26 protein-coding genes are annotated in these 21002 nt (G+C 66.9%); 9 read left to right on the top strand and 17 right to left on the bottom strand.

Going from position 1 to position 21002, the window contains the following annotated elements; all coding sequences use genetic code 11:
• Window positions 1-67 precede the first annotated feature (67 nt).
• The 4 genes from IB230_RS02320 to IB230_RS02305 all read left to right on the top strand — a co-directional run bounded on the left by IB230_RS02320 (window position 68) and on the right by IB230_RS02305 (window position 3225).
• Entirely contained in the window at window positions 68-835 is a 768-nt protein-coding gene (locus tag IB230_RS02320; RefSeq protein ID WP_192268338.1) for an NAD kinase, read from the top strand.
• Window positions 836-954: 119 nt separating this feature from the next.
• Entirely contained in the window at window positions 955-1443 is a 489-nt protein-coding gene (locus tag IB230_RS02315) for a hypothetical protein (protein ID WP_192268336.1), read from the top strand.
• 44 nt (window positions 1444-1487) lie between these two features.
• Complete coding sequence (locus IB230_RS02310) at window positions 1488-2396, top strand: 5'-nucleotidase (RefSeq protein WP_192268334.1); 909 nt, start codon at window positions 1488-1490, stop codon at window positions 2394-2396.
• 172 nt (window positions 2397-2568) lie between these two features.
• The gene (locus IB230_RS02305; RefSeq protein WP_192268332.1) at window positions 2569-3225 is read left to right on the top strand and encodes a hypothetical protein; all 657 of its coding nucleotides are present in this window, start codon (window positions 2569-2571) and stop codon (window positions 3223-3225) included.
• Between the two features lie 20 nt (window positions 3226-3245).
• Here IB230_RS02305 and IB230_RS02300 read toward each other — a convergent pair whose 3' ends face one another.
• The 17 genes from IB230_RS02300 to asnS all read right to left on the bottom strand — a co-directional run bounded on the left by IB230_RS02300 (window position 3246) and on the right by asnS (window position 17553).
• Window positions 3246-3788, bottom strand: coding sequence for a DUF2939 domain-containing protein (locus IB230_RS02300; protein WP_192268330.1), 543 nt, complete (start codon window positions 3786-3788; stop codon window positions 3246-3248).
• Between the two features lie 31 nt (window positions 3789-3819).
• Complete coding sequence (locus IB230_RS02295; protein WP_192268328.1) at window positions 3820-4506, bottom strand: DUF2461 domain-containing protein; 687 nt, start codon at window positions 4504-4506, stop codon at window positions 3820-3822.
• 59 nt (window positions 4507-4565) lie between these two features.
• Window positions 4566-6005 carry an exodeoxyribonuclease I gene (sbcB, locus tag IB230_RS02290; protein WP_192268326.1) on the bottom strand — a complete coding sequence of 480 codons (1440 nt, stop codon included), beginning with the start codon at window positions 6003-6005 and terminating at the stop codon, window positions 4566-4568.
• Complete coding sequence (locus tag IB230_RS02285; protein WP_192268324.1) at window positions 6002-7372, bottom strand: NAD(P)/FAD-dependent oxidoreductase; 1371 nt, start codon at window positions 7370-7372, stop codon at window positions 6002-6004. Before IB230_RS02285 ends, sbcB begins: the two co-directional genes overlap by 4 nt.
• Window positions 7373-7387: 15 nt before the next feature.
• Window positions 7388-8662, bottom strand: coding sequence for a kynureninase (gene kynU, locus IB230_RS02280; RefSeq protein ID WP_192268322.1), 1275 nt, complete (start codon window positions 8660-8662; stop codon window positions 7388-7390).
• A 58-nt stretch (window positions 8663-8720) separates the two neighbouring features.
• Entirely contained in the window at window positions 8721-9731 is a 1011-nt protein-coding gene (locus tag IB230_RS02275) for an amidohydrolase family protein (RefSeq protein WP_192268320.1), read from the bottom strand.
• A gap of 79 nt (window positions 9732-9810) precedes the next feature.
• Window positions 9811-10218 (bottom strand): hypothetical protein, encoded by a 408-nt coding sequence (locus IB230_RS02270; protein WP_192268318.1) that lies wholly within the window; start codon window positions 10216-10218, stop codon window positions 9811-9813.
• Window positions 10202-10843 (bottom strand): nucleotidyltransferase domain-containing protein, encoded by a 642-nt coding sequence (locus tag IB230_RS02265; RefSeq protein WP_225589139.1) that lies wholly within the window; start codon window positions 10841-10843, stop codon window positions 10202-10204. Before IB230_RS02265 ends, IB230_RS02270 begins: the two co-directional genes overlap by 17 nt.
• A gap of 44 nt (window positions 10844-10887) precedes the next feature.
• Window positions 10888-11436 (bottom strand): 3-hydroxyanthranilate 3,4-dioxygenase, encoded by a 549-nt coding sequence (locus IB230_RS02260; RefSeq protein ID WP_192268316.1) that lies wholly within the window; start codon window positions 11434-11436, stop codon window positions 10888-10890.
• Window position 11437: 1 nt separating this feature from the next.
• Window positions 11438-11833: a RidA family protein gene (locus IB230_RS02255; RefSeq protein WP_192268313.1), complete on the bottom strand. Its 396-nt coding sequence runs from the start codon at window positions 11831-11833 to the stop codon at window positions 11438-11440.
• Complete coding sequence (can, locus tag IB230_RS02250; RefSeq protein WP_192268311.1) at window positions 11826-12500, bottom strand: carbonate dehydratase; 675 nt, start codon at window positions 12498-12500, stop codon at window positions 11826-11828. Before can ends, IB230_RS02255 begins: the two co-directional genes overlap by 8 nt.
• Before the next feature lie 15 nt (window positions 12501-12515).
• Window positions 12516-13937: an aldehyde dehydrogenase gene (locus IB230_RS02245; protein ID WP_192268309.1), complete on the bottom strand. Its 1422-nt coding sequence runs from the start codon at window positions 13935-13937 to the stop codon at window positions 12516-12518.
• Between the two features lie 44 nt (window positions 13938-13981).
• On the bottom strand, window positions 13982-14770 hold the full coding sequence (locus IB230_RS02240) for an SDR family oxidoreductase (RefSeq protein ID WP_192268307.1): 789 nt from the start codon (window positions 14768-14770) through the stop codon (window positions 13982-13984).
• A gap of 120 nt (window positions 14771-14890) precedes the next feature.
• Window positions 14891-15535, bottom strand: a complete 645-nt coding sequence (locus tag IB230_RS02235) for an FMN-binding negative transcriptional regulator (protein WP_192268305.1) — start codon at window positions 15533-15535, stop codon at window positions 14891-14893.
• A gap of 7 nt (window positions 15536-15542) precedes the next feature.
• Window positions 15543-15851: a hypothetical protein gene (locus tag IB230_RS02230; RefSeq protein ID WP_192268302.1), complete on the bottom strand. Its 309-nt coding sequence runs from the start codon at window positions 15849-15851 to the stop codon at window positions 15543-15545.
• Complete coding sequence (locus tag IB230_RS02225) at window positions 15848-16153, bottom strand: hypothetical protein (protein WP_192268300.1); 306 nt, start codon at window positions 16151-16153, stop codon at window positions 15848-15850. Before IB230_RS02225 ends, IB230_RS02230 begins: the two co-directional genes overlap by 4 nt.
• The gene (asnS, locus tag IB230_RS02220) at window positions 16153-17553 is read right to left on the bottom strand and encodes an asparagine--tRNA ligase (RefSeq protein ID WP_192268298.1); all 1401 of its coding nucleotides are present in this window, start codon (window positions 17551-17553) and stop codon (window positions 16153-16155) included. Before asnS ends, IB230_RS02225 begins: the two co-directional genes overlap by 1 nt.
• A gap of 111 nt (window positions 17554-17664) precedes the next feature.
• Here asnS and IB230_RS02215 point away from each other — a divergent pair, with 111 nt between their 5' ends.
• From IB230_RS02215 to IB230_RS02195, 5 genes are all read left to right on the top strand, one after another.
• The gene (locus IB230_RS02215; protein WP_192268296.1) at window positions 17665-18003 is read left to right on the top strand and encodes an iron-sulfur cluster assembly accessory protein; all 339 of its coding nucleotides are present in this window, start codon (window positions 17665-17667) and stop codon (window positions 18001-18003) included.
• A gap of 170 nt (window positions 18004-18173) precedes the next feature.
• Window positions 18174-18599, top strand: a complete 426-nt coding sequence (gene rpsF, locus IB230_RS02210; RefSeq protein WP_192268294.1) for a 30S ribosomal protein S6 — start codon at window positions 18174-18176, stop codon at window positions 18597-18599.
• Between the two features lie 11 nt (window positions 18600-18610).
• The gene (gene rpsR / locus IB230_RS02205) at window positions 18611-18841 is read left to right on the top strand and encodes a 30S ribosomal protein S18 (protein WP_056880329.1); all 231 of its coding nucleotides are present in this window, start codon (window positions 18611-18613) and stop codon (window positions 18839-18841) included.
• Window positions 18842-18939: 98 nt separating this feature from the next.
• Window positions 18940-19389: a 50S ribosomal protein L9 gene (rplI, locus tag IB230_RS02200; RefSeq protein ID WP_192268292.1), complete on the top strand. Its 450-nt coding sequence runs from the start codon at window positions 18940-18942 to the stop codon at window positions 19387-19389.
• 211 nt (window positions 19390-19600) lie between these two features.
• The gene (locus IB230_RS02195) at window positions 19601-21001 is read left to right on the top strand and encodes a replicative DNA helicase (protein WP_192268290.1); all 1401 of its coding nucleotides are present in this window, start codon (window positions 19601-19603) and stop codon (window positions 20999-21001) included.
• Window position 21002 lies beyond the last annotated feature (1 nt).

The following is a 21002-nucleotide window of genomic DNA, read 5'->3' as shown; positions in this document are numbered from 1 at the left end:
GGAAACGGGGCGGCCTTCGGGCCGCCTTTTTTCTGTACGCTGTGCAGGCCCGACGATGGAGTTTCGGATGTCCGACCCCCGCATCGCCTTCCTCGCAAGTCCCACGCCCGAAGCGCAGGAGGCATTGGCGACGCTGCAGCGCGAACACGGCGCACACGCGCCCGACCAGGCCGACGTGCTGTGCGCGCTCGGCGGAGACGGCTTCATGCTGCAGACGCTGCATCGCCATGGGGCGCTGGGAAAGCCGGTGTTCGGCATGAAGCTGGGGACCGTCGGTTTCCTGATGAACCACTATCGTCCGGACGGCCTCATCGAGCGCATCGGCGCGGCCGAGCCGGCCAAGCTGCGTCCGCTGGAGATGCAGGCGTTGACCGAGTCCGGTACGTCGACCTCGTCGCTGGCATACAACGAGGTGTCGCTGCTGCGCCAGACCCGGCAGGCGGCGCACATCTGCATCGATCTCAATGGCGAGACACGGCTGGACGAACTGATCTGCGACGGCGTGCTGACGGCCACGCCAGCCGGCAGCACGGCGTACAACTTCTCCGCCCACGGCCCGATCCTGCCGCTGGGTTCGCACACCATCGCGTTGACGCCGATCGCCCCGTTCCGCCCGCGCCGCTGGCGCGGCGCCATATTGAAAGCGGACACCGAAGTGCGTTTCCGCGTGCTGGATCCGTACAAGCGACCCGTCAGCGCCACCGCGGACTCGCATGAAGTCCGCGACGTGGTCGAGGTGACCATCCGGGAATCGCGCGATCGCACGGTGACGCTGTTGTTCGATCGCGAACACAACCTCGAAGAGCGCATCCTCAGCGAACAGTTCATGACCTGAGTCGCATTGTCCGGACGGACAGGCTGGTTTCGCCGCATTGCGGCTTGCTGCGTCACCTCACACATGCTATCCAGCGCCCCGTAGCGGTTCGGTTCGCATCCACCCGGGGAGGGGTTTCGATGCCATTGAAGTGCGCTGTGGCGCTGTGCGCCTTGCTGGCCGTGTCCGATGCGGCCGCCTGCAACCTGTCGACCGGCGTCGCGCCCTTTGCAAAGGGCCAGGTGGCGTCCGTCAGGGACGATGCCGGCCTGAAGTCGCCGGTGCTGGAACTGGTCAGCCTGACGCGCGGCGTCGATGGCCGGGCGTCCTGCGACGCCAGCGGCTTGCTGACGTTGAGCGTGGAGTGGCCGCGGGGCACGGACTACAAGCTGCGTGACCTCGGGTTCGAGTTCCGGGTGGTGGGGGACGACGCGCTCGCGATCTTCCCCCGCGATGCCGTGTCGAGCCGGGTGGAGGGCCGGCGCAGCGAATTCGTGTTCCTGTGGCGCGATGGGCCGCCGGCGCAACAGGCGCCCATCGACCTGGTGGTGGAAGTGCGCGCGGTGACCGCGGACAACCGCCGTGGGCCGCCCGCGCAACTGCGTATCGCGGCGGCGCCCGGAAGCTAGGGGCTGTCTCGCCTCCTGCGCCATGGATCGCCGATACTGTGCACATGGCCGACAACACCCCCCGCCTGCTGACCGTCGCCGTCACCTCGCGCGCCCTGTTCGATCTGGAAGAAAGCCACGCGCTGTATGAGCGCGAGGGCGTACAGGCCTATGCCGATTTCCAGCGCACGCACGAGGACGACGTGCTGGCGCCCGGCATCGCTTTCCCGGTCGTACGCAAGCTGCTGGCCCTGAATGCCGGTGCGTCCGTCGACACGCCGCGTGTCGAGGTGATCCTGCTGTCGCGCAACTCGGCCGATACCGGGCTGCGCATCTTCAACTCCATCCAGCACTATGGCCTGGGCATCGTGCGCGCCACGTTCACTGCGGGCGAACCGACCTGGCCCTACGTAAAGCCGTTCGGCACCGATCTGTTCCTGTCGGCCAATCCGGACTCGGTGCGGCGCTCGCTGGAACACGGCATCGCGGCGGCCACCATCCTGCCTGCCGGTGCACCACAGCTGCGCCATGAGCACCAGTTGCGGATCGCCTTCGACGGCGATGCGGTCATCTTCGGCGACGAGAGCGAGCGCATCTCGCGCGAGCAGGGTGTGGAAGCCTTCGGCAGGCACGAACAGGAGCGCGCACGCGAGCCGCTGTCCGGTGGCCCGTTCCGCAACTTCCTGTCGGCACTTCATCAGTTGCAGCAGGTATTCCCGGCGGACGAGCGCTCGCCGATCCGCACGGCGCTGGTTACCGCACGCTCCGCACCCGCGCACGAACGTGTGATCCGCACGCTGCGCGAGTGGGGCGTGCGCCTCGACGAGGCACTGTTCCTCGGCGGCCGTCACAAGGGGCCGTTCCTGGAAGCCTTCGGCGCCGACATCTTCTTCGACGACTCGCAGCACAATATCGACAGTGCCCGCCACCATGTGGCGGCGGGGCACGTACCGCACGGCGTCGCGAATCCGTGACGCCCATCGCATCGTCCCTGTCCGGGCGCTGCAGACCTCCCCGATTGCTTGAACACAAGTCACTTCGCAGCCTCGCGGAGTGTTGAAGTGGGGGTGTGTCGTGTGCCTCGAAGAACGGGACGGGCGCCTGCAACTGGTCCACTGCAGGCACGAGTGGGGAAGCGAGCGGATCATGGAAAGGAAGGTCTACGATCTCGGGCTATCCACGGCTTCCTGCCGTGTCATCGCCTGCGGGGGCGACGGACCGGATTTCTGGGCCTATGTCGCCGACCGGGGCCACCTGCACTACGTGAGCTACTGGTTGCCCAACAAGATCCGGGTACTGCGCGTACCGCGTGCTTCCTTCGATGGTCTCCAGGTGCTGTCGCCGCACTATGCGCGTATCGAAGAGCGGGTCTACTGCCGCGGCGCATGGGTGGAGGATGCCGATGCCGAGCGTTTCAGGCTGGTGCCGGGCACCCGCTTCGCGCACGACGACGCACGCATCTACGCATTCACCATCACGGAGGGGCTGGATGTGCTGGAGCACGCGCAACGGCCGTTGTATTTCGTGTCGTGCTGCGAGTACTTCGCCGACCATCGCCACTTCTACTGGCAGAGCAGCTGGACCCGGCGGATAGAGCGGATAAGCGGGTACGCACGGGTGGATGACTACGAGAAGCAGCAGGTCCTCACCCAGCAATGGCGGGACAACGGCTTGCAGGGTGAGCCCGACGAAGCGACGCAGGCCGCGGCCTTCGACCGCATGCGCACGGTCGCCGACCTGTTCCGTCTTGCGTTGCCGGACGCCGACGCCGAGTGGGCCGATGCATCGCCGGCGAATGCCTGAGCGCTCATCTCCACGCAGGGTCAGAGCGGCAGCCGGATGTCCGTCAACCGCCAGCGCAGTCCCTGGCGCGTGATGACGAAGACGACCGGCTCGCCATTCTCGTCATGGACGGTCGCCGTGAAGCGTGACAATGACTCGTAGTGATGCTCGGCTTCCTTCAACGGTTCTGCCGGGACTGCAGGGGCATACGTGTCGCCGCCGACGGTTTCACCGATGGCGCGCTTCCATGTCGCACGTCCCTGCAGCACGGCCGCGATGCCCATCGGCGTGACCAGGGTGTCCACGCCGCGTCCGAGCACCTGGTTGGCGATGGACAATGCAGCGGCCCCGAACAGGTTGGACGACACCTCCGGTCCCGCCTTGCGCGCCAGATAGTCCTCCACCTGCGCACGCAGGTTCACGCGCAACGCGGGGAAGTCGACGTGCCGTTCGAGCTTCGCCGTGTCCTGCTCGGCCAATGCGGTGCGGATGCCGTGGATGGCCAGGTAGGGACCGGCGACGACATACGCCACCATGCCCAGCACCACAGCCAGCAAGACACCTCCCACGAGCCACTTCTTCATCGGCGAGCCCTTCATCGGTGAGTCCTGCGGATCAGAACTCCAGGTCCAGCGCGGCGCACAGGTAATCCACGAACGGCCCCAGCGTTTTCAGGTCCCCGGCCAGCGTCTGTCGCAGGCGCGGCCCGGTCATCGTGGCATCGTCCAGCGAACGCCAGAAGACGAAGTTGCGATGCTTCAGGTCTTCGATGAACTCGAAGTCGGCCGGGAAGCCGCGCGGCGGCCGCACCAGCTTTTCGCTCTCCTCGAACTCGAAGCGGCGACGAAATGCGGGATCGTGAGCGGCCTTCTTCCAGCTGCCGGGATTGTCGAGGATGAACTGGCGCACACGGCGCTGCGTATCCGGCTCCGGATGCCACAGACCCGCGCCGACGAAGCACTCGCCCGGCTGCAGATGCAGGTAGAACGACGGGGCGGGCACCTGCTTGTGGCGTTCGTGGAACAGCCGTGCGCCCTGCCAGGACTTGTACGGCGATTTGTCGTTGGAGAAACGCGCATCTCGGTAGATGCGGAACAGCGAGCCGCCCACGGTCTTGGGGTCGGCACGGAAGTGCAGGCTGACAGCGGCGAGTTCCGGCTGCAGGTCCGTCAACAGCCGCAGGAACGGCTGGCGGACGTGGTCTTCGTACTGCGCCTTGTGGTCGTTGAACCAGGTCTTGTCGTTGTGGCGCGCCAGCCCGCGCAGGAACTTGAAACTGGCATCGGAGAAATAGGTGGCCATGGCCGCCATTCTAGACACGCCGGTGTCATGGAACCGACAAGGCTGCCCTCGATGTCCGCTTACAGGGTGGCCTCGAGCTCGTTGCGCCACTGCTGGATCCTGTCCAGCAGGGCCAATCGGTCGGCGTTACCGGCCTCGGCCTGCCGCAACTGGGCGACTTCGGCATCGAAGGTCTCGAAGCTGTACTCCGACAGGCCGCTGTTCGTCGTCAACCGTTGGCGACGGTAATCGTCCCAGCGCTGGCGCTCGACGGCGGACAGGGTGCCGGGCCAGTTGCGCGCACGGAAGCGGAACAGCAGCTCCGGCAAGCGCGCATCGCGGAAGCCGAAGTCGCGTTCGCCCAGCAGCGCCGGTGGCGTGGTCCGCACGTCGGTGAAGCGGCGCTTGTCCGCGTCGGCGAGGAAGCCGTCGTAGAGCGAGCCATCCACGTCGCCGGCCTCGAACGCCCGCTGGCTGGCGAACACCCGACGCACGGTTTCCGCCAGATCCGGACCCGCTTCTCGCAGCATCGCGGCATGCCGCTCGCAGCGTGCCGGGTCGATGCCGAGGCGGTCCATGTCCGCTGGCCGCAGGTGCGACCAGGCGACCAGTGCCGGCGCGCGGTTCAGATGGACTTCCTTCAGCGGGATGCGCTGTTCGCCCTCCGGCAGATCCGCGGCCGGGGTGTATAGGCGGTCGGCGATGTCCTCCGGCGACATCGACAGCAGTGGCGTCGGGTCGCTGTCCAGGTCGAACACCACCACCCGGTTGTCGATGCGCGGATGCCGGGCCAGCGGCAGCACCGGTGCCGCGCACAGCCGGTGCGCGGGATAGCGCTGGGATACATGCAGTACCGGCAGCATGGCCGTCGTGTCGAGCAGGCGCGCGGCGAAGCGCTTGTCGCGCAACTGCAGGGCGTACTCCCAGAGGCGCGGCTGCGACTGCCGCATGAGCCGGGCCAGGCCGATGGTGGCGTAGACGTCGGACAGTGCTTCGTGCGCATCGCCGTCACGTACGCGATTGGCGAGGGCAAGCTGCTCCAGTTTGAACGACGTGGCACCATCGTCGCGCTTGGGCCAGACGATGCCGTCAGGCCGCAGGGCGTGCATCAACCGCATCACGTCGAGCAGGTCCCAGCGCGAGTTGCCGCCACGCCATTCGCGCTCATACGGCTCGTGGAAATTGCGGAACAGGCCATGGCGCACGAACTCGTCGTCGAAGCGCAGGCTGTTGTAGCCCAGCGTACAGGTCTCCGGCCGGCTCATTTCGTCGGCGATGCGGGCGAAGGCCTCGGCCTCGTTGACGCCCTCGCGCACGGCACGCTGCGGCGTGATGCCGGTAATCAGCGTGGCGATGGGCGAGGGCAGCAGATCGTCCGCCGGCTGCACGAAGAAGCTGATCGGCTCGTCCATCACTTCGAGAGCAGGGGTCGTGCGTACCGCCGCGAACTGTGCAAGGCGGCTGCGACGCGGGTCCGCGCCGAAGGTTTCGAGATCATAGAAGAGAAAGCTTGCGCTCACCCCTCGGCCTCCTCCAGCAGCGGCAGCTGCGCATGCACATCCGCATCCACCGCCGGCCAGTCGACGCCGTCGAGCGATGCACGTCCGGCGGTATGCCGCACCAGCAGGTCGCGCTGCACGTGGCTGCGATACTGCGCCAGCGCGTACGGAATGCGCATGAAGCTGACCATCGTGTAATGCGGGACGAAGCGTTGCGGATGACGTTGCTGCAAGGCCAGCTCCAGTTCGCGCTGCAGCAGGAAGCCGCTGTCGTCCACCTTGTCGCGCATCTCTACGTAGTTTTCCAGCGCCATCTCCTGGATGGCGAGCGCGTTCGGCTTGCGCTCGGCCTCGAAGGCGGCGAATGCGTTGGCGAGGTCGCCAGAGGCCTGCAGGTGGCGGGACAGCGAGACGCAGTCCTCGAAGGCGCAGTTCATGCCCTGACCATGGAACGGCACCATCGCGTGCGCGGCATCGCCGAGCAGCACCGCCTGGCCTCCGAGATGCCAGCGGTCCAGGTACAGCGTGGCGAGCAGGCCCGTGGGGTTGGCTTCCCAGTCCTGCTCCAGCTCGGGGATCAACGGCACGGCATCGGCGAAATCGCGCAGGAACAGCGCTTTCGCCTCTCTGCCGTTGCGCACGCTGGCGAAACTGGGGTCGCCCTGGTTGGGCAGGAACAGCGTCACCGTGAACGTTCGCTCGTCGTTCGGCAACGCGATGCACATATAGTGCCCACGCGGCCAGATATGCAGCGCATTGGGCTCCATCATGAAGCCGCCCTCGGCGGACGGCGGGATTTCCAGTTCCTTGTAGGAATGGTCGAGGAACTCGGTGCGTTCGCCGAGATCCTCCCGACGCTGCATGGCGCCCCGGAGCGACGACCCCGCGCCATCGGCGCCTACCAGGGCGGTGAACGCGACGGCATGGACGCCCCCGTTTTGCTCGTCGGCAAAGTGGGCGACGGACGCATCGAAATCGACGGCGTTCAGGCGGCGATCGAAGTGGAGGGCGGCGCCAGCGTTCTCCGCCAGATCCAGCAGCGTGATGTTCAGGTCGCCGCGATGGATCGACCAGATCACCTCGGAGTCATCGCGGCCGTACCGCTGCAGCTGCAGCCGTCCGTCCAACGCATGCACCATGCGGCCACGCATCATCACGGCCTGCCGCATCACCGCATCGTCGGCGTCGGCCATCCGCAGCGCATGCCGGCCGCGCTCGGTCAGCGCGAGGTTGATCGAGCGACCTCCGGCGTAGCCCTGCACGCGGGGATCGCCGCGCTTCTCGAACACGTCCACGCGCCAGCCGGCGCGCGCCATCAGCGTGGCCAGCAGCGCGCCGGCGAGGCCGGCGCCGATGATGGTGATGTGGCGTGGCGCTTCAATGCCCAAGGTCGTGTCTCCGGATCAGAACCCCCGCCACGTCTCGACTTCCTCGACGAAGCGGTGGACGTCCATGTAGCGGTTGTAGAGCGGGGCGGGCGAGATGCGGATCACGTCCGGTTCGCGCCAGTCGCCGACCGTTCCGACAGACAGCAGGTACTCGAACAGTTCGCGCCCGCGCTCGCGGCCGCCGATCACGCGCAACGACAGCTGCGCGCCACGCTGCGCCGTGTCCGCTGGCGTGATGATCTGCAGCACGTCCGATAGCCGCGCCTGGATCAGTGCCTCAAGCAGGCCGGTGATCTTCAACGACTTGGTCCGGATCGCCTCCATGCCGCCGGCCTTCTCGAACAGCTCCAGCGACGCACGCAGCGGCGCTAGCCCGAGGATCGGCGGGTTGCTGAGTTGCCAGCCCTCGGCACCGGGCGTCGGCACGAAGGCGGGGCCCATGCGGAAGCGGGTTTCCTTCTCGTGGCCCCACCAACCGGCGAACCGCGGCCGGTCGGTGTTCGCATGACGCGCATGCACGAAGCAGCCTGCCACCGCGCCGGGACCCGAGTTCAGGTACTTGTAGTGGCACCACACGGCGAAGTCGACACCGCTGTCGTGCAGCTGTAGCGGCAGGTTGCCGACCGCGTGCGCCAGGTCGACACCGACAACGGCGCCCTGCGCATGGCCAAGGCGCGCGATCTCCTTCAGGTCGAACGCCTGCCCGGTGCGGTACTGGATGCCGGGCCACAGCACCAGCGCCAGGCGTGGGCCGTGCTCGGCGATGGCGCGTTCGATCGCCGCCATCGACAGCGTGCCGTCGGGCTGGTCCGGCTCGACTTCGATCAGGTCGGTCGCCGGGTCGAAACCGTGGAAGCGCACCTGCGACTCCATCGCGTGCCTGTCGGACGGGAAGGCGCCGGCTTCCATCAGGATCGCCGGCCGCTCCGCGGTGGGGCGGTAGAAACTGACCATCATCAGGTGCAGGTTGGTGGTCAATGTGTTCATGGCCACCACCTCGGCCGGCTCGGCGCCGACCACGCGCGCGAGCGGTTCACGCACCAGCTCGTGGTAGGTCATCCATTGCGCGTTGCCGGTGAAGTGGCCTTCGACGGCTTCGTTCGCCCACTTGTCCAGCGCCTCGTTGAGGTGGACGCGTGCGCCCTTCGGCTGCAGGCCCAGCGAATTGCCGCAGAAGTAGATCTGGTCGTTGTGCTTGTGGCGGGGAATCAGGAATTCATTGCGCATCGCACGCAGGGGATCGGCGGCGTCAAGGGCGATGATGTGGGTACGGGACAACGGGTCGGTCATGGGTGCGTCGGATCAGGTGGAACGGTGCCGGCGGTATGCCACCGGTGCGGAAGGGAGGTCATGCGAATCTCGATGCCGGCAGGCCGAGCCATTCAAGCGCGGTCCCGTGGTAAAGACGCGCTTCCTGGGATGCATCCAGGCCAAGCGCGGCGATGCCGGCACCGGGTTCCTGCTCGCCCAGCGGGAACGGGTAGTCGGTGCCGAGCATCACGCGCTCGTGGCCGACGGTGTCCAGCAGGTAGCGCAGGGCGCGCGGATCGGCGACCCAGGAATCGAAGTAGACGCGGCCCAGATAGTCGCGCGGATTGCGCGGGTTGTCGGTGGCCACCAGGTCCGGCCGCATGTTGAAGCCGTGCTCGATGCGGCCGATGGTGTAGGGGAAGCTGCCGCCGCCATGCGCGAAACAGACCTTCAGTTCCGGCAGGCGTTCCAGCACGCCGCCGAAGATCAGGCTGCACGCGGCACGCGACTGCTCGGCCGGCATGCCGACCAGCCAGGGCAGCCAGTACTTCGTCATCGAGGCGGCGCCCATCATGTCCCAGGGGTGCACCAGGATCGCAGCGCCCAGTTCGCTCGCGGCCTGGAAGAACTCGAACAGCTCCGGCGCATCCAGGTTCCAGTCGTTGACGTGGCTGCCGATCTGCACGCCCTGCAGGCCCAGCTGGTCCATGCAGCGTTCCAGTTCCTGCACCGCCAAGCGCGGCGACTGCAGCGGCACGGTGCCGATGCCCGCGTAGTGGCGTGGATAGTCGCGGCATGCGACAGCGGTGTGGTCGTTGAGCGCCTGGTGCAGTTCCAGCGCGTGATGCGGCTTGGCCCAGTAGCTGAACATCACCGGCACCGTGCTGATGACCTGCACCTGCACGCCGAACCGGGCGTAGTCGGCGATGCGTTCTTCCGGATCCCAGGTCTTGGGCCAGATTTCCCGGAAAAATTTGCCGTCCTTGTAGATGCGGTGGCGACCGTCGTCGCCGTGGTGGATCACCGGGAAGCGCAGGTCGCCGTACTTGGCCGCGAGGTCGGGCCAGTCGCGGGGCAGGAAATGCGCGTGGGTGTCGATCTTCAGCATCGTCGGATTGTAGGGGCTGCCCGCCGGGGATTCGCGCTGCAGTGCCGCGATGTAACAGGAACGTGCGCGGCGTCGGCGTTCATCGTTCCAGTGCGTCGGAGACGCGCTCGCATGCGGCGACCAGGTCGTTGACCAGGCGGCGGTCCACCTCGACGTGACCTTCGTACTCGGCGAGGTTGCGCAGGTCGTGTGCCTTGGCCAGCACGCGCCAGACCTCGGGGCCAAGCCCCAGCGTATGCGGCAATACCTGGAAGACGATGTAGCGGTGGCGCGCACGGAAGCCCGCACGGCGCAGCGCCGCCAGGCTCAGGGCATGGGCGGCGTTGTAGGCCAGGTCGAAGCGGCTCTCCAGCGAGAGCGCCTCGTTATGGGCATCGGCCAGCCGTGCAAGTCCCGAGCGCAGCAGGCCGGCAGTTTCCTTCTTGTCGGGCGGTTCGGCACTGAGCGGGCCGCTGTGCGTGGCCAGTTTCTCAAGCGGCGAGGTCATGTTCGCCCCCGATCAACCATTGCCGCGGCTGTGCCATCACGCGGGTGACGAAGCTGTTCCCGGCATCAAGGCGACTGCGTAGCTCGTCGCGGTCATACACCGTGGGATTGACCTGCCGGCCCAGACGCTCGGCCACCGGATGAAGGGCCAGCATGAGTTCGGCATAGGCCAGGTCGTCGGCGACCACCATCAGGTCGATGTCGCTGCGGGCAGTGTCGTTGCCTTTGGCGATCGAGCCGTACAGGAACGCGGCGTGGATGCGGTCGGCGAGCGGTGCCAGCGCTTCGCGCAGCGGTTCGGCTAGGCCGAAGGTCTTGCGGACGATGGACACCAGTTCGTCGTGGATCGGCGCGTCGGGATTGGCGCGGTAGCGCTTCTGGTTGCCGACGTGCTCGACGGTCAGCAGCCCGCTGCCAGCCAGCCGGGCCAACTCGCGCTGGACCGCACCGCTGCCGGCGCCGGTGGCCTGGATCAGCTCGTTGACGGCGTACGAGCGCCCGGACTCCCCGAACAGGCAGGCCAGCACCCGCTGCTGCGTGGTGGTGAACAGGGCGCCCGACAGGCTGGCGGTGGCGTAGCGCGCGGCCGCCTCGCTGACCTTGCCGGATCCGGGGGTGTCGTTCATGCCCATATCGGGCACGATAATGCCCAGATTGGGTAAGTGCAAGCTCAGGTGATGTCGGCCTGCGAGTCCGCCTGCATCTCGTAGCGGCTGGGGCGGGGATTCAGGTGACCGCAGGCCTTGCAGGTCCGCAGGTCGTCGCTGCGGTAGAAGGCTTCGAACACGCGGAAGAAATCCTGCTCGATGTCGTTGAGGTGGAAGTACTCCTCATACACCTTGTGGTTGCAGCGCTCGCAGAACCAGAGCAGGCCGTCGTCCTCGTGCGGCAGGCGCTTGCGCTCGATCACCAGTCCGACCGAGCCCGGCATGCGCTGCGGCGAATGTGGCACGCGCGGCGGCAACAGGAAGATTTCGCCGGCGCGGATCGGGATATCGCGGACGGCGCCGTCTTCCTGGATTCGCAGCACCATCTCGCCTTCCAACTGGTAGAACCACTCCGGGCCTTCGTCCCAGTGGTAGTCGGTGCGCGCATTCGGCCCGCCCACCACCATCACGATGAAGTCGCCGTCGTAGATGACCTTGTTGCCGACCGGTGGTTTCAGCAGGTGGCGATGTTCGTCGATCCAGGCCTGGAAGTTGAGCGGGGTGGGCAGCATGTCAGCGGCGCTCCGGCACGTGCGCGATGCACTTCAGCTCGATGGAGATCGGCGTGGGCAAGGCGGTGATACCCAGCGTGGTGCGGCAGGGTGCGCTGGCGGCCTCCGGGAAGTACTCCGCCCACACCCGGTTGTAGCCGGTGAAATCGCCCGCCATGTCGGTCAGGTAGACCGTCACGTCGGCCAGGTCTTCCCAGCGGGCACCGCTGGCGTCGAGCACCGCACGCACGTTGGCGAAGACGGCACGCGTCTGCGCTTCGATACCGGAAGGAATCGCGTTGGTCGCCGGCTCGCGCGGGCCGATGCCGGACAGGAACAGCAGGTCGCCGACACGCCGCGCATGCGGATAGTGCCCCACGGGCTTCGGCGCGCCGCCAGCCTGCACGACGTCACTCATCGCGCTTGCCCTTCGGCGGTACACCGGCGAGGGCACGCTGGTAGGAGGGTTGCAGTTCGTCCTGCGCCGCCACATCCATGCCCAGTTCGCGCACGCGCCCGTCGAACAGGCTGTAGACCCAGCCATGGATCGCCAGCGGCTGGCCGCGCGCCCATGCGTCCTGCACGACCGTGGTCTGGCAGACATTGAAGACCTGCTCGATGACGTTCAGTTCGCACAGGCGGGCGTGACGCAGCGACTCGGTGTCGACCTGCTCCAGCAGCGCCTGGTGCTTGAGTGCGACGTCGGCCACGTGGCGCAGCCAGTTGTCGGCCAGGCCCACGCGCAGGCCGGTCATCGCCGCGTGCACGCCGCCGCAGCCGTAGTGGCCGACCAGCAGGATGTGTTCGACCTTGAGGATATCCACGGCGAACTGGATTACCGACAGCGCGTTGAGGTCGCCGTGCGACATCACGTTGGCGATGTTGCGGTGGACGAAGACTTCGCCCGGGTCCAGGCCCAGGATCTGGTTGGCCGGCACGCGCGAATCGGAGCAGCCGATCCACAGGTATCGCGGCGACTGCTGCTGAGACAGACGCTTGAAGAAGCCGGGGTCCTCCTGCTTGATGCGGTCGGCCCAGTCGCGGTTGTTCTGCAGCAGTTTCTCGAGTTCGGAAAGGTCGGACATTCGGTTCGGTGATCCTCAGCGCAACGCCACGCAGACGTTCTTGGGTTCGGTGAAGAAACGCATGGCCTCCAGCCCGCCTTCGCGGCCCAGGCCCGACGAGCCCGTGCCGCCGAACGGCGTGCGCAGGTCGCGCGTCATCCAGGTGTTGATCCAGACGATGCCGGCGCGCAGTTGCGCGGCCAGGCGGTGGGCGCGGTCCAGGTCGCGCGTCCACACGGTCGCGGCCAGTCCGTAGTCGCTGGCATTGGCGAGTGCAAGCGCATGCGCCTCGTCGGTGAAGGGCTGCAAGGTCACCACCGGCCCGAAGATCTCCTCGCGGTTGGTGGTGGCTTCGGGGCCTAGGCCCTCGATCACGGTCGGTGCGATGTACCAGCCCGGCCGCTCCAGTGCGTGGCCGCCGGCGAGGACGCGGCCACCTTCGAGGCGGGCGCGCTGGATGCAGGCCAGTACCTTGTCGAATTGCGCCTGCGACACCATCGCACCGAGGCGCGTGGCGGGATCGTCGAGCGGACCGGCTTTCAGGTCGCGCACGCGCTCGAGCAGGGCGTCCCGGAACTCGTCGTAAATCGCCTGTTGCACCAGCAGGCGCGAACCGCACAGGCAGATCTGTCCCGCGTTCTGGAACGCTGAGCGGAGCAGGGTGTCCAGGTGCGCGCGCCAGTCGCTGTTGGCGAACACGAGCGTCGCGTTCTTGCCGCCCAGTTCCAGCGACACTTTCTTGAGCTCAGGTCCGGCGAGTCCGGCGATGCGCCGGCCCACCGTCGTGCTGCCGGTAAAGGAGACGGCTTTGACGGCGGGATGCAGTACCAGCGGTTCGCCGACGGCCGGCCCAGTGCCATGCACGATGTTCAGCACGCCGCGTGGCAGGCCGATCTCGGCGGCCAAGGCTCCCAGCATGGTGGCGGTCGCCGGGGTGATCTCCGACGGTTTGGCCACCACCGTGTTGCCTGCTGCCAGGGCCGGCGCGATCTTCCAGGTGAACAGGTAGAGCGGCAGGTTCCATGGCGAGATCGTCGCGACTACGCCCAGCGGTTGCCGCAACGTGTAATTCAGGCCCGCCTCACCGTGGTGCGACTCGCTGGCGAACTGGGTGGTCGCGTGGGCGAAGAAGCGCAGGTTTGCGATGGCGCGCGGGATCTCGATGTCGCGCGCCAGCGCCAACGGCTTGCCGGTGTCGCGCGACTCCACGGCGGCGAAGGCGTCGCGCCGCTGTTCCAGGGCGTCGGCCAGTTTCTCGAGCCAGCGTGACCGCTCGCTCGTCGTGAGTGCTGCCCACGCGGGGAATGCCACCTCGGCGGCCTGCACGGCCAGCAGCGCGTCGTTCTCGCTGCCATCGGCGACCTCGGCATAGATCTGGCCCGAGGCCGGTTCGAACACGGGACGCCAGGCGCTGCCGGGGCGCGGTTCGCCTTCGATGATGTGGCCGAAGCGGTCCATGCCCACTAGCTTAACCCGGCTGGCAAGCCCCCCGTCCCGCAACCTCAGATCGACTGCATGCGGCCGCCATCCACCGCGAGGCTGACGCCGGTGATGTAGCCGGCGGCGGGTGAGGCGAGGAAGGCGATGGCGGCGGCGATCTCGTGCGCCTCGGCGAAGCGGCCGGCCGGCACGATGGCCAGCATGGCGGCGCTGATGGCCGGCTCATCCTTGCCGGTGGACTGCACACGGTCGCGCAGGATCTGCTCCAGCCGCTGCGTACGGGTGTAGCCAGGAAGCACGTTGTTGACGGTGATGCCGTCCGCGCCCAGTTCCTTCGACAGCGTCTTGGCCCAGCTGGCGACGGCACCACGGATGGTGTTGGAGACGCCGAGGTTGGCGATCGGTTCCTTCACGGACGTGGAGACGACGTTGACGATGCGGCCCCAGCCGGCGGCGCGCATGGCAGGTACTGTCAGCTGCGCAAGCGCCTGGTTGGCCAGGAGATGGCGCTGGAATGCCGCCAGGTAGTCGTCCGCATCGGCCTCGATGGCGCGTCCACCTGGCGGGCCACCGGTGTTGTTGACGAGGATGTGCACCGGGCGCGCCTCCACGAGACGGCCGACGTTCTCCCGCAATGTCGCGGCATCGGCCACATCGAGGGCGACGGTTGCGTGCTGCTGGCTGGTCGCGACGCGGGGCAGTGCAGCCGCCACCTCGGCCAGCGCCTCGGGGCGTCGGGCCAGCACGGTCACGTCCGCGCCCAGCAGGGCCAGCTCATGGGCCGCCGCGCGGCCGATGCCCTCGGAGGCGCCACAGACCAGCGCGTGCCGGCCGGCGAGATTGAGGTCCATGCGTCATTCCCGGAAAGAACTGGGCGTCGAGTGTAGCCCTGCATGATGTGGGGCGTGGGAGCGACGCAGGTCGCGATGCTTTTATGCCAACCGGTTGCGGGACAGATCCCGCTTCGCGACTTACGTCGCTCCCACATCCTGCTTCCGACGGCCCAGGCGCTCAAGCATCAGCTCGGAGACCACCGTGTTGTCTTCGCCACCCAATCGCTGCAGCGCGCCTGCCGCGCCCTCGACGTTGGCGACCGGATGGTTCTGGCTGAGCTTGAACTTCAGCTCGACGCGCTGGACCTCGAAGCGGAAACCGATGATCCCGCGCAGCTGGCGGAGGTGGTCGTCGCGGTCGTGTTCGAAGCGCCAGTCGTTGCCGACCTGGGCCTCGTTGACCTGGCTGAGCCGGTCGACGATCGACGCCAGCGTGGCCGTGTCGTCGGTGATCTCCAGCACGCCATGCAGGTGCGCGACCGCGTAGTTCCAAGTCGGGACGCGCGCGGCTTCTTCCTTGTCCGTGTACCAGCCAGGGGACACATAGGCATGCGGACCGTGCACGATCATCAGCGCGGGACCGGCATGGCGTGCCTGGGGGTTCGGACGCGCCCAGTGACCCTCGATGACGATCCGGTCGCCTTCACGCGCGTAAAGCACGGGAAGGTGGGTGACGACAGGCAGTCCATCGGCCACGGTCACCAGCGTGACGAACGCATCGCGCGCGACCAAGCGGTCGAGTTCGACCAGATCGGTTTCGACGAACGCGCGCGGCGTGTACATGATGGACTCAGGCGCGAGCGCCGAGCGACTGCACCATCTGTGGCACCAGGGCGGCATCGTCTTCGCCCTGCGGGGGCTGCACGCCCGTCAGCGAGAACCCGCGCGCCAGCGCATCGTCCTCGTCCAGGCCGTCGAACGCGACGAACTCCGCATCGAACAATGCGGCGCGGGCACTGTCTTCGCTGTCGTAGGCCAGCGTATTGCCGTCGCTGTCCAGCACCTCTGCGGTACCGGCCTCCAGCAGGCGCAGGCGCGCCCAGATCAACGTGCGGCCGAGCGAAGTGAGGTACCAGTCTTCACGAGTGTACGGATTCATGCGAAGGCCTCCGCCCACAGCGCGAGCAGGCCTGCCATCGACAGGCCTAACATGATGACGCACAGCGAAATGCGGGCCGGCGTCGCCAGGCCCGACAGCGAGGTGTCCGCGATGCGGCGGTAGTCGCCCGCCAGCAGCCAGCGCAGTGCGGCAGGCTTCAGGAACGCGCCCTCACCCCACTGCGCGCCGAGCGCACCGTGGCGGTCACGCACATGCACCAGCGTCAGCGGCCAGAAGATCACGAACGCGCAGAACCCGGCGATCGCCACGCCGATGAAGCACAGGGCGAAGAACAGGATCATCAGAACTCCGCGTTGCCCGGCGCACGCGGGTAGGCGATGGCGTCACGGATGTTGGACAGCCCGCAGACGTACACCACCAGCCGTTCGAAGCCGAGGCCGAAACCGGCGTGCGGCACCGAGCCATAGCGGCGGAAGTCGCGGTACCAGCCGTAGTGCGCCGGATCCAGGCCGAACTGCGCCATGCGTGCGTCCAGCACGTCCAGGCGCTCTTCGCGCTGGCTGCCGCCAATGATCTCGCCGATGCCCGGCGCCAGCACGTCCATCGCGGCGACGGTCCTGCCGTCGTCGTTCAGGCGCATGTAGAAGGCCTTGAAGTGCTCGGGGTAGTTGGTCACCACCACCGGCCGGCCGACGTGCTGCTCGGTCAGCCAGCGCTCGTGTTCGGTCTGCAGGTCCAGGCCCCATTCGACCGGGAACTCGAACTTCTGCCCCGACTTCTGCAGCAGCGAGATCGCATCGGTGTAGTCGATGCGTTCGAACGGCGAATTGACGAAGGCTTCCAGGCGGGTCAGCGCGGTCGGTTCGACGCGCTCAGCGATGAAGGCCAGGTCATCCGCACGCTCGCTGAGAACGGCGCGGAACAGGTACTTCAGGAAGTCCTCGGCCAACTGGGCGTTGGCGGCCAGGTCGTTGAACGCGACCTCCGGCTCGATCATCCAGAACTCGGCCAGATGGCGCGTGGTGTTGCTGTTCTCGGCGCGGAAGGTCGGGCCGAAGGTGTAGACCTTGCTCATCGCCAGCGCGTAGGCCTCGGCGTTGAGCTGGCCGGACACGGTCAGGAAGGTTTCCTTGCCGAAGAAGTCGCGCGAGAAATCCACCGCGCCTTCCTTGTCGCGGGGAAGGTTGACCAGGTCCAGCGTCGACACGCGGAACATCTGGCCGGCGCCCTCGGCGTCGGAGGTGGTGATGATCGGCGTGCTGATCCAGAAGTAGCCGTTCTCGTGGAAGAAACGGTGCACGGCCTGGGCGAGCGAGTTGCGGATGCGGGTGACCGCGCCGAACAGGTTGGTACGCGGCCGCAGGTGGGCGAACTCGCGCAGGTACTCCAGCGAATGCTGCTTGGGCTGCATGGGATAGGTGAGGGGATCTTCCACCCAGCCCACTACCTCGAGGGACGAGGCCTGGATTTCGAAGCTCTGGCCCTGGCCCTGCGAGGCAACCAGCGTGCCGGTGGCGACGACCGCGCAGCCGGTGGTCAGGTGTTTGATCTCGGCTTCGTAGTTGCTCAGCGAATCGGGTGCGACCACCTGGATCGGCGCGAAGCACGAGCCGTCGCTGACGTTGACGAAGGACAGACCCGCCTTGGAATCGCGCCGCGTGCGCACCCAGCCGCGCACCGTGACTTCGCCGCCGGCCGGGAGCTTGCCCGCCAGCGCATGTTCGACGCTCACCACCGTCATGGCTTGAATCCTTCGATAACAGACTTATTAATGGAACGCGGAGTTTACAAGAGCTGCGCAGCCCTCGGCATGCCGGCGGCTATAATCGTCCGCGTTGCACAGGAGACACGCATGGCCATCACCCTGACCCCGGTCGCACTCGAGCGCGTGCAGCGCTTCGTCGAGCAGACCCCGGCTGCGCTGGGTCTGCGCTTCGGCGTGACCCGTACCGGCTGCTCGGGCTGGGGTCATGTGGCCGACCTGGCCCGCGACGAGCGCGAGGGCGACACCGTGTTCGAGTTCGCCGGCGTGAAGATCTATGTGGATGCCACCAGCCTGCCGCTGGTCGACGGCACTGAGATCGACTTCGCCAAGCAGGGGCTGTCCGAGACATTCGTCTTCAGGAACCCCAATGCGGCCGCGGAATGCGGCTGCGGCGAGAGCTTCACCACGGCCGCGGACGCCGCCTGATCGCGTCCCGGGGCACGACTTGCCCCTAAGTGATTGACCTGCCATAATTTCCGGCTCCCGGAGGCCTGCTGGTCACCGGTTCCTCGCCCCACCGTGTCCGATCCAGGCATCGGGGGGCTGTCCCGTCCGGCCGTTTTCCTGGCCGGGCATACATCCGAAAGGTAAAAACGATGCGTCACTATGAAGTCGTGTTCCTGGTCCACCCGGACCAGAGCGAGCAGGTGCCGGCCATGATCGAGCGCTACAAGGCGCTGATCGAAGGCGGCAACGGCACCATCCACCGTCTGGAAGACTGGGGCCGCCGTCAGCTGGCCTACCCGATCCAGAACCTGGTGAAGGCCCACTACGTGTTGCTCAACATCGAGGCCGACCAGGCCGTGCTGAACGAGCTGGTCGAGAGCTTCCGCTTCAACGATGCGGTGCTGCGCAACCTGGTCATCAAGCGCGATGGTCCGGACACCGAGCAGTCCCTGATCATGAAGAACAAGGACGAGAAGGGCGACAAGCCCGAACGTGGCGAGCGTCGCCGCCGTGACGACGAAGAAGGCGAGGCCCCCGCTGCCTCGACCGATTCCGACAACGCCGAAGCCGCCTGAGGAGCACACCTATGTCCAAGTTCTTCCGCCGCCGCAAGTTCTGCAAGTTCACCGCCGAAGGCGTGAAAGAGATCGACTACAAGGATCTCAACACCCTGCGCCAGTACCTGACCGAGAACGGCAAGATCGTGCCGAGCCGCGTCACCGGCACCAAGTCCCGTTACCAGCGTCAGCTGTCCGCCGCGGTCAAGCGCGCCCGTTTCCTGGCGCTGATCCCGTACACGGACAACCACGACGTGTAATCCAGGGCCTCCCCGCACGGGGAGGCTCTTTTTTCCCACTGTCATTCGGACAGCCAATCGCTGCAGGCCCTGCCTGCTAACGAATACGGAGCAATACGATGGAACTGATTCTTCTGCAGAAAGTGACCAACCTGGGCGTCCTGGGTGACAAGGTCAACGTGAAGCCGGGCTACGGCCGCAACTACCTGGTGCCGCAGGGCAAGGCCGTGCCGGCCACCGCCGCCAACGTCGCCGAGTTCGAAGCCAAGCGCGCCGATTACGAAGCCAAGGCCAAGGCCGTGCATGACGACGCCGAAAGCCGCGCCGCCAAGCTGGAAGGCGCCAGCGTCACGATCACCGCCAATGCCGCGACCGAAGGCAAGCTGTTCGGTTCGGTCGGCCCGCGCGACATCGCCGATGCCTTCACCGCCGCTGGCCTGCCGCTCGAGAAGAGCGAAGTCATCATGGGCGAAGGCGCGCTGCGCAACATCGGCGAGTACGACATCGTCGTGAAGTTGCACGCCGACGTGCAGACGACCGTCAAGGTCGTGGTGCAGGCCGAAGCCTGATCCACCCCGCGCATCATCCGTGATGCCGACAGACGGGCGCCGAAAGGCGCCCGTCCTGTTTCTGCCGGCCGGCGATGTATGCCGTCGCAGGAACTGAGACGGCAGGCGACCAGTCTGCTGTCACTTATCCACAGGTTGTTCCGTCGCGAGCCCACAGGCAGGGCTCCTAGCATGTCGGGTCCGGCCTTCCACGCTCTGGTTGTCACTGCCCATGTCCGCACGCCCCGGCTTCCGCTCCGATCCCCACGATGCGCGCATCGAACAGTTGCGCGTGCCGCCGAACTCCATCGAGGCGGAACAGGCGGTGTTGGGCGGCCTGATGCTGGCGCCGGAAGCCTATGACCGCATCAACGACAAGCTGACGCCGAACGACTTCTACCGGCGCGATCACCAGTTGATCTACCGCGCCATCGGCGAGCTGGCCGAGCGCAACCGGCCGTTCGACGCGGTGACGCTGGGCGAATGGTTCGAATCGCAAGGCCAGATGGAGCTGATCGCCGGCGGCGCCTATCTGGTCGAACTGGCCAGCACCACGCCGTCCGCCGCCAACATCACCGCCTACGCCGAGATCGTCCGCGACAAGGCGGTGATGCGCCAGCTGATCGAGGTCGGCACCGAGATCGTCAACGACGCGTTCCAGCCCGACGGCAAGGAAAGCGACGAGATGCTGGCCGTGGCCGAGCAGAAGGTGTTCGCCATCGCCGAGCAGGGCGCGCGCGGGCGGACCGACTTCGTGGCGATGAACGACGCATTGAAGGACGCCTTCGAAGTCCTGCGCGTGCGCTCGGAGAGCGGCGGCACGGTGACCGGCCTGCCGACAGGCTACACCGAGTTCGACCAGATGACCGCGGGCCTGCAGCCCACCGATCTGGTGATCCTGGCGGCGCGCCCGGCGATGGGCAAGACCACGTTCGCGCTGAATATCGCCGAGTACGCCGCGATCAAATCGAAGAAGGCCGTCGCGGTGTTCTCGATGGAAATGTCGGCCGGCCAGCTGGCCATGCGCCTGATCTCGTCGGTCGGCCGCATCAACGCCACCCGTCTGCGTACCGGCGCGCTGGAAGACGAGGACTGGAGTCGCGTGACCAGCGCCATCCGCATCCTCAAGGACCAGGCCAAGGTCTTCATCGACGACACGCCCGGCCTGTCGCCCGATGTGCTGCGCTCCAAGGCGCGCCGGCTGAAGCGCGAGCACGATCTGGGACTGATCGTCATCGACTACCTGCAGCTGATGTCGGTGCCCGGCAACAGCGAGAACCGCGCCACCGAGATCTCGGAGATCTCGCGCTCGCTGAAGGGCCTGGCGAAAGAGCTCAACGTGCCGGTGATCGCGCTGTCGCAGCTCAACCGCTCGCTGGAAACGCGTACCGACAAGCGCCCGGTGATGGCCGACCTGCGCGAATCGGGCGCCATCGAGCAGGACGCCGACATGATCGTCTTCATCTACCGCGACGACTACTACAACAAGGAAACCTCGCCGGACAAAGGCCTTGCCGAGATCATCATCGGCAAGCAGCGTTCGGGCCCGACCGGCTCATGCAAGCTGCGGTTCTTCGGCGAGTACACCCGCTTCGACAACTTAAGCCACGACAATATCGGCGCGTTCGAGTGAC

It is taken from the genome of Pseudoxanthomonas sp. PXM01 (assembly GCF_014851815.1).
Taxonomy (GTDB): domain Bacteria; phylum Pseudomonadota; class Gammaproteobacteria; order Xanthomonadales; family Xanthomonadaceae; genus Pseudoxanthomonas_A.
Note: the sequence above shows the minus strand (reverse complement) of the source record. Positions and strands in the feature narration are given on the sequence as shown.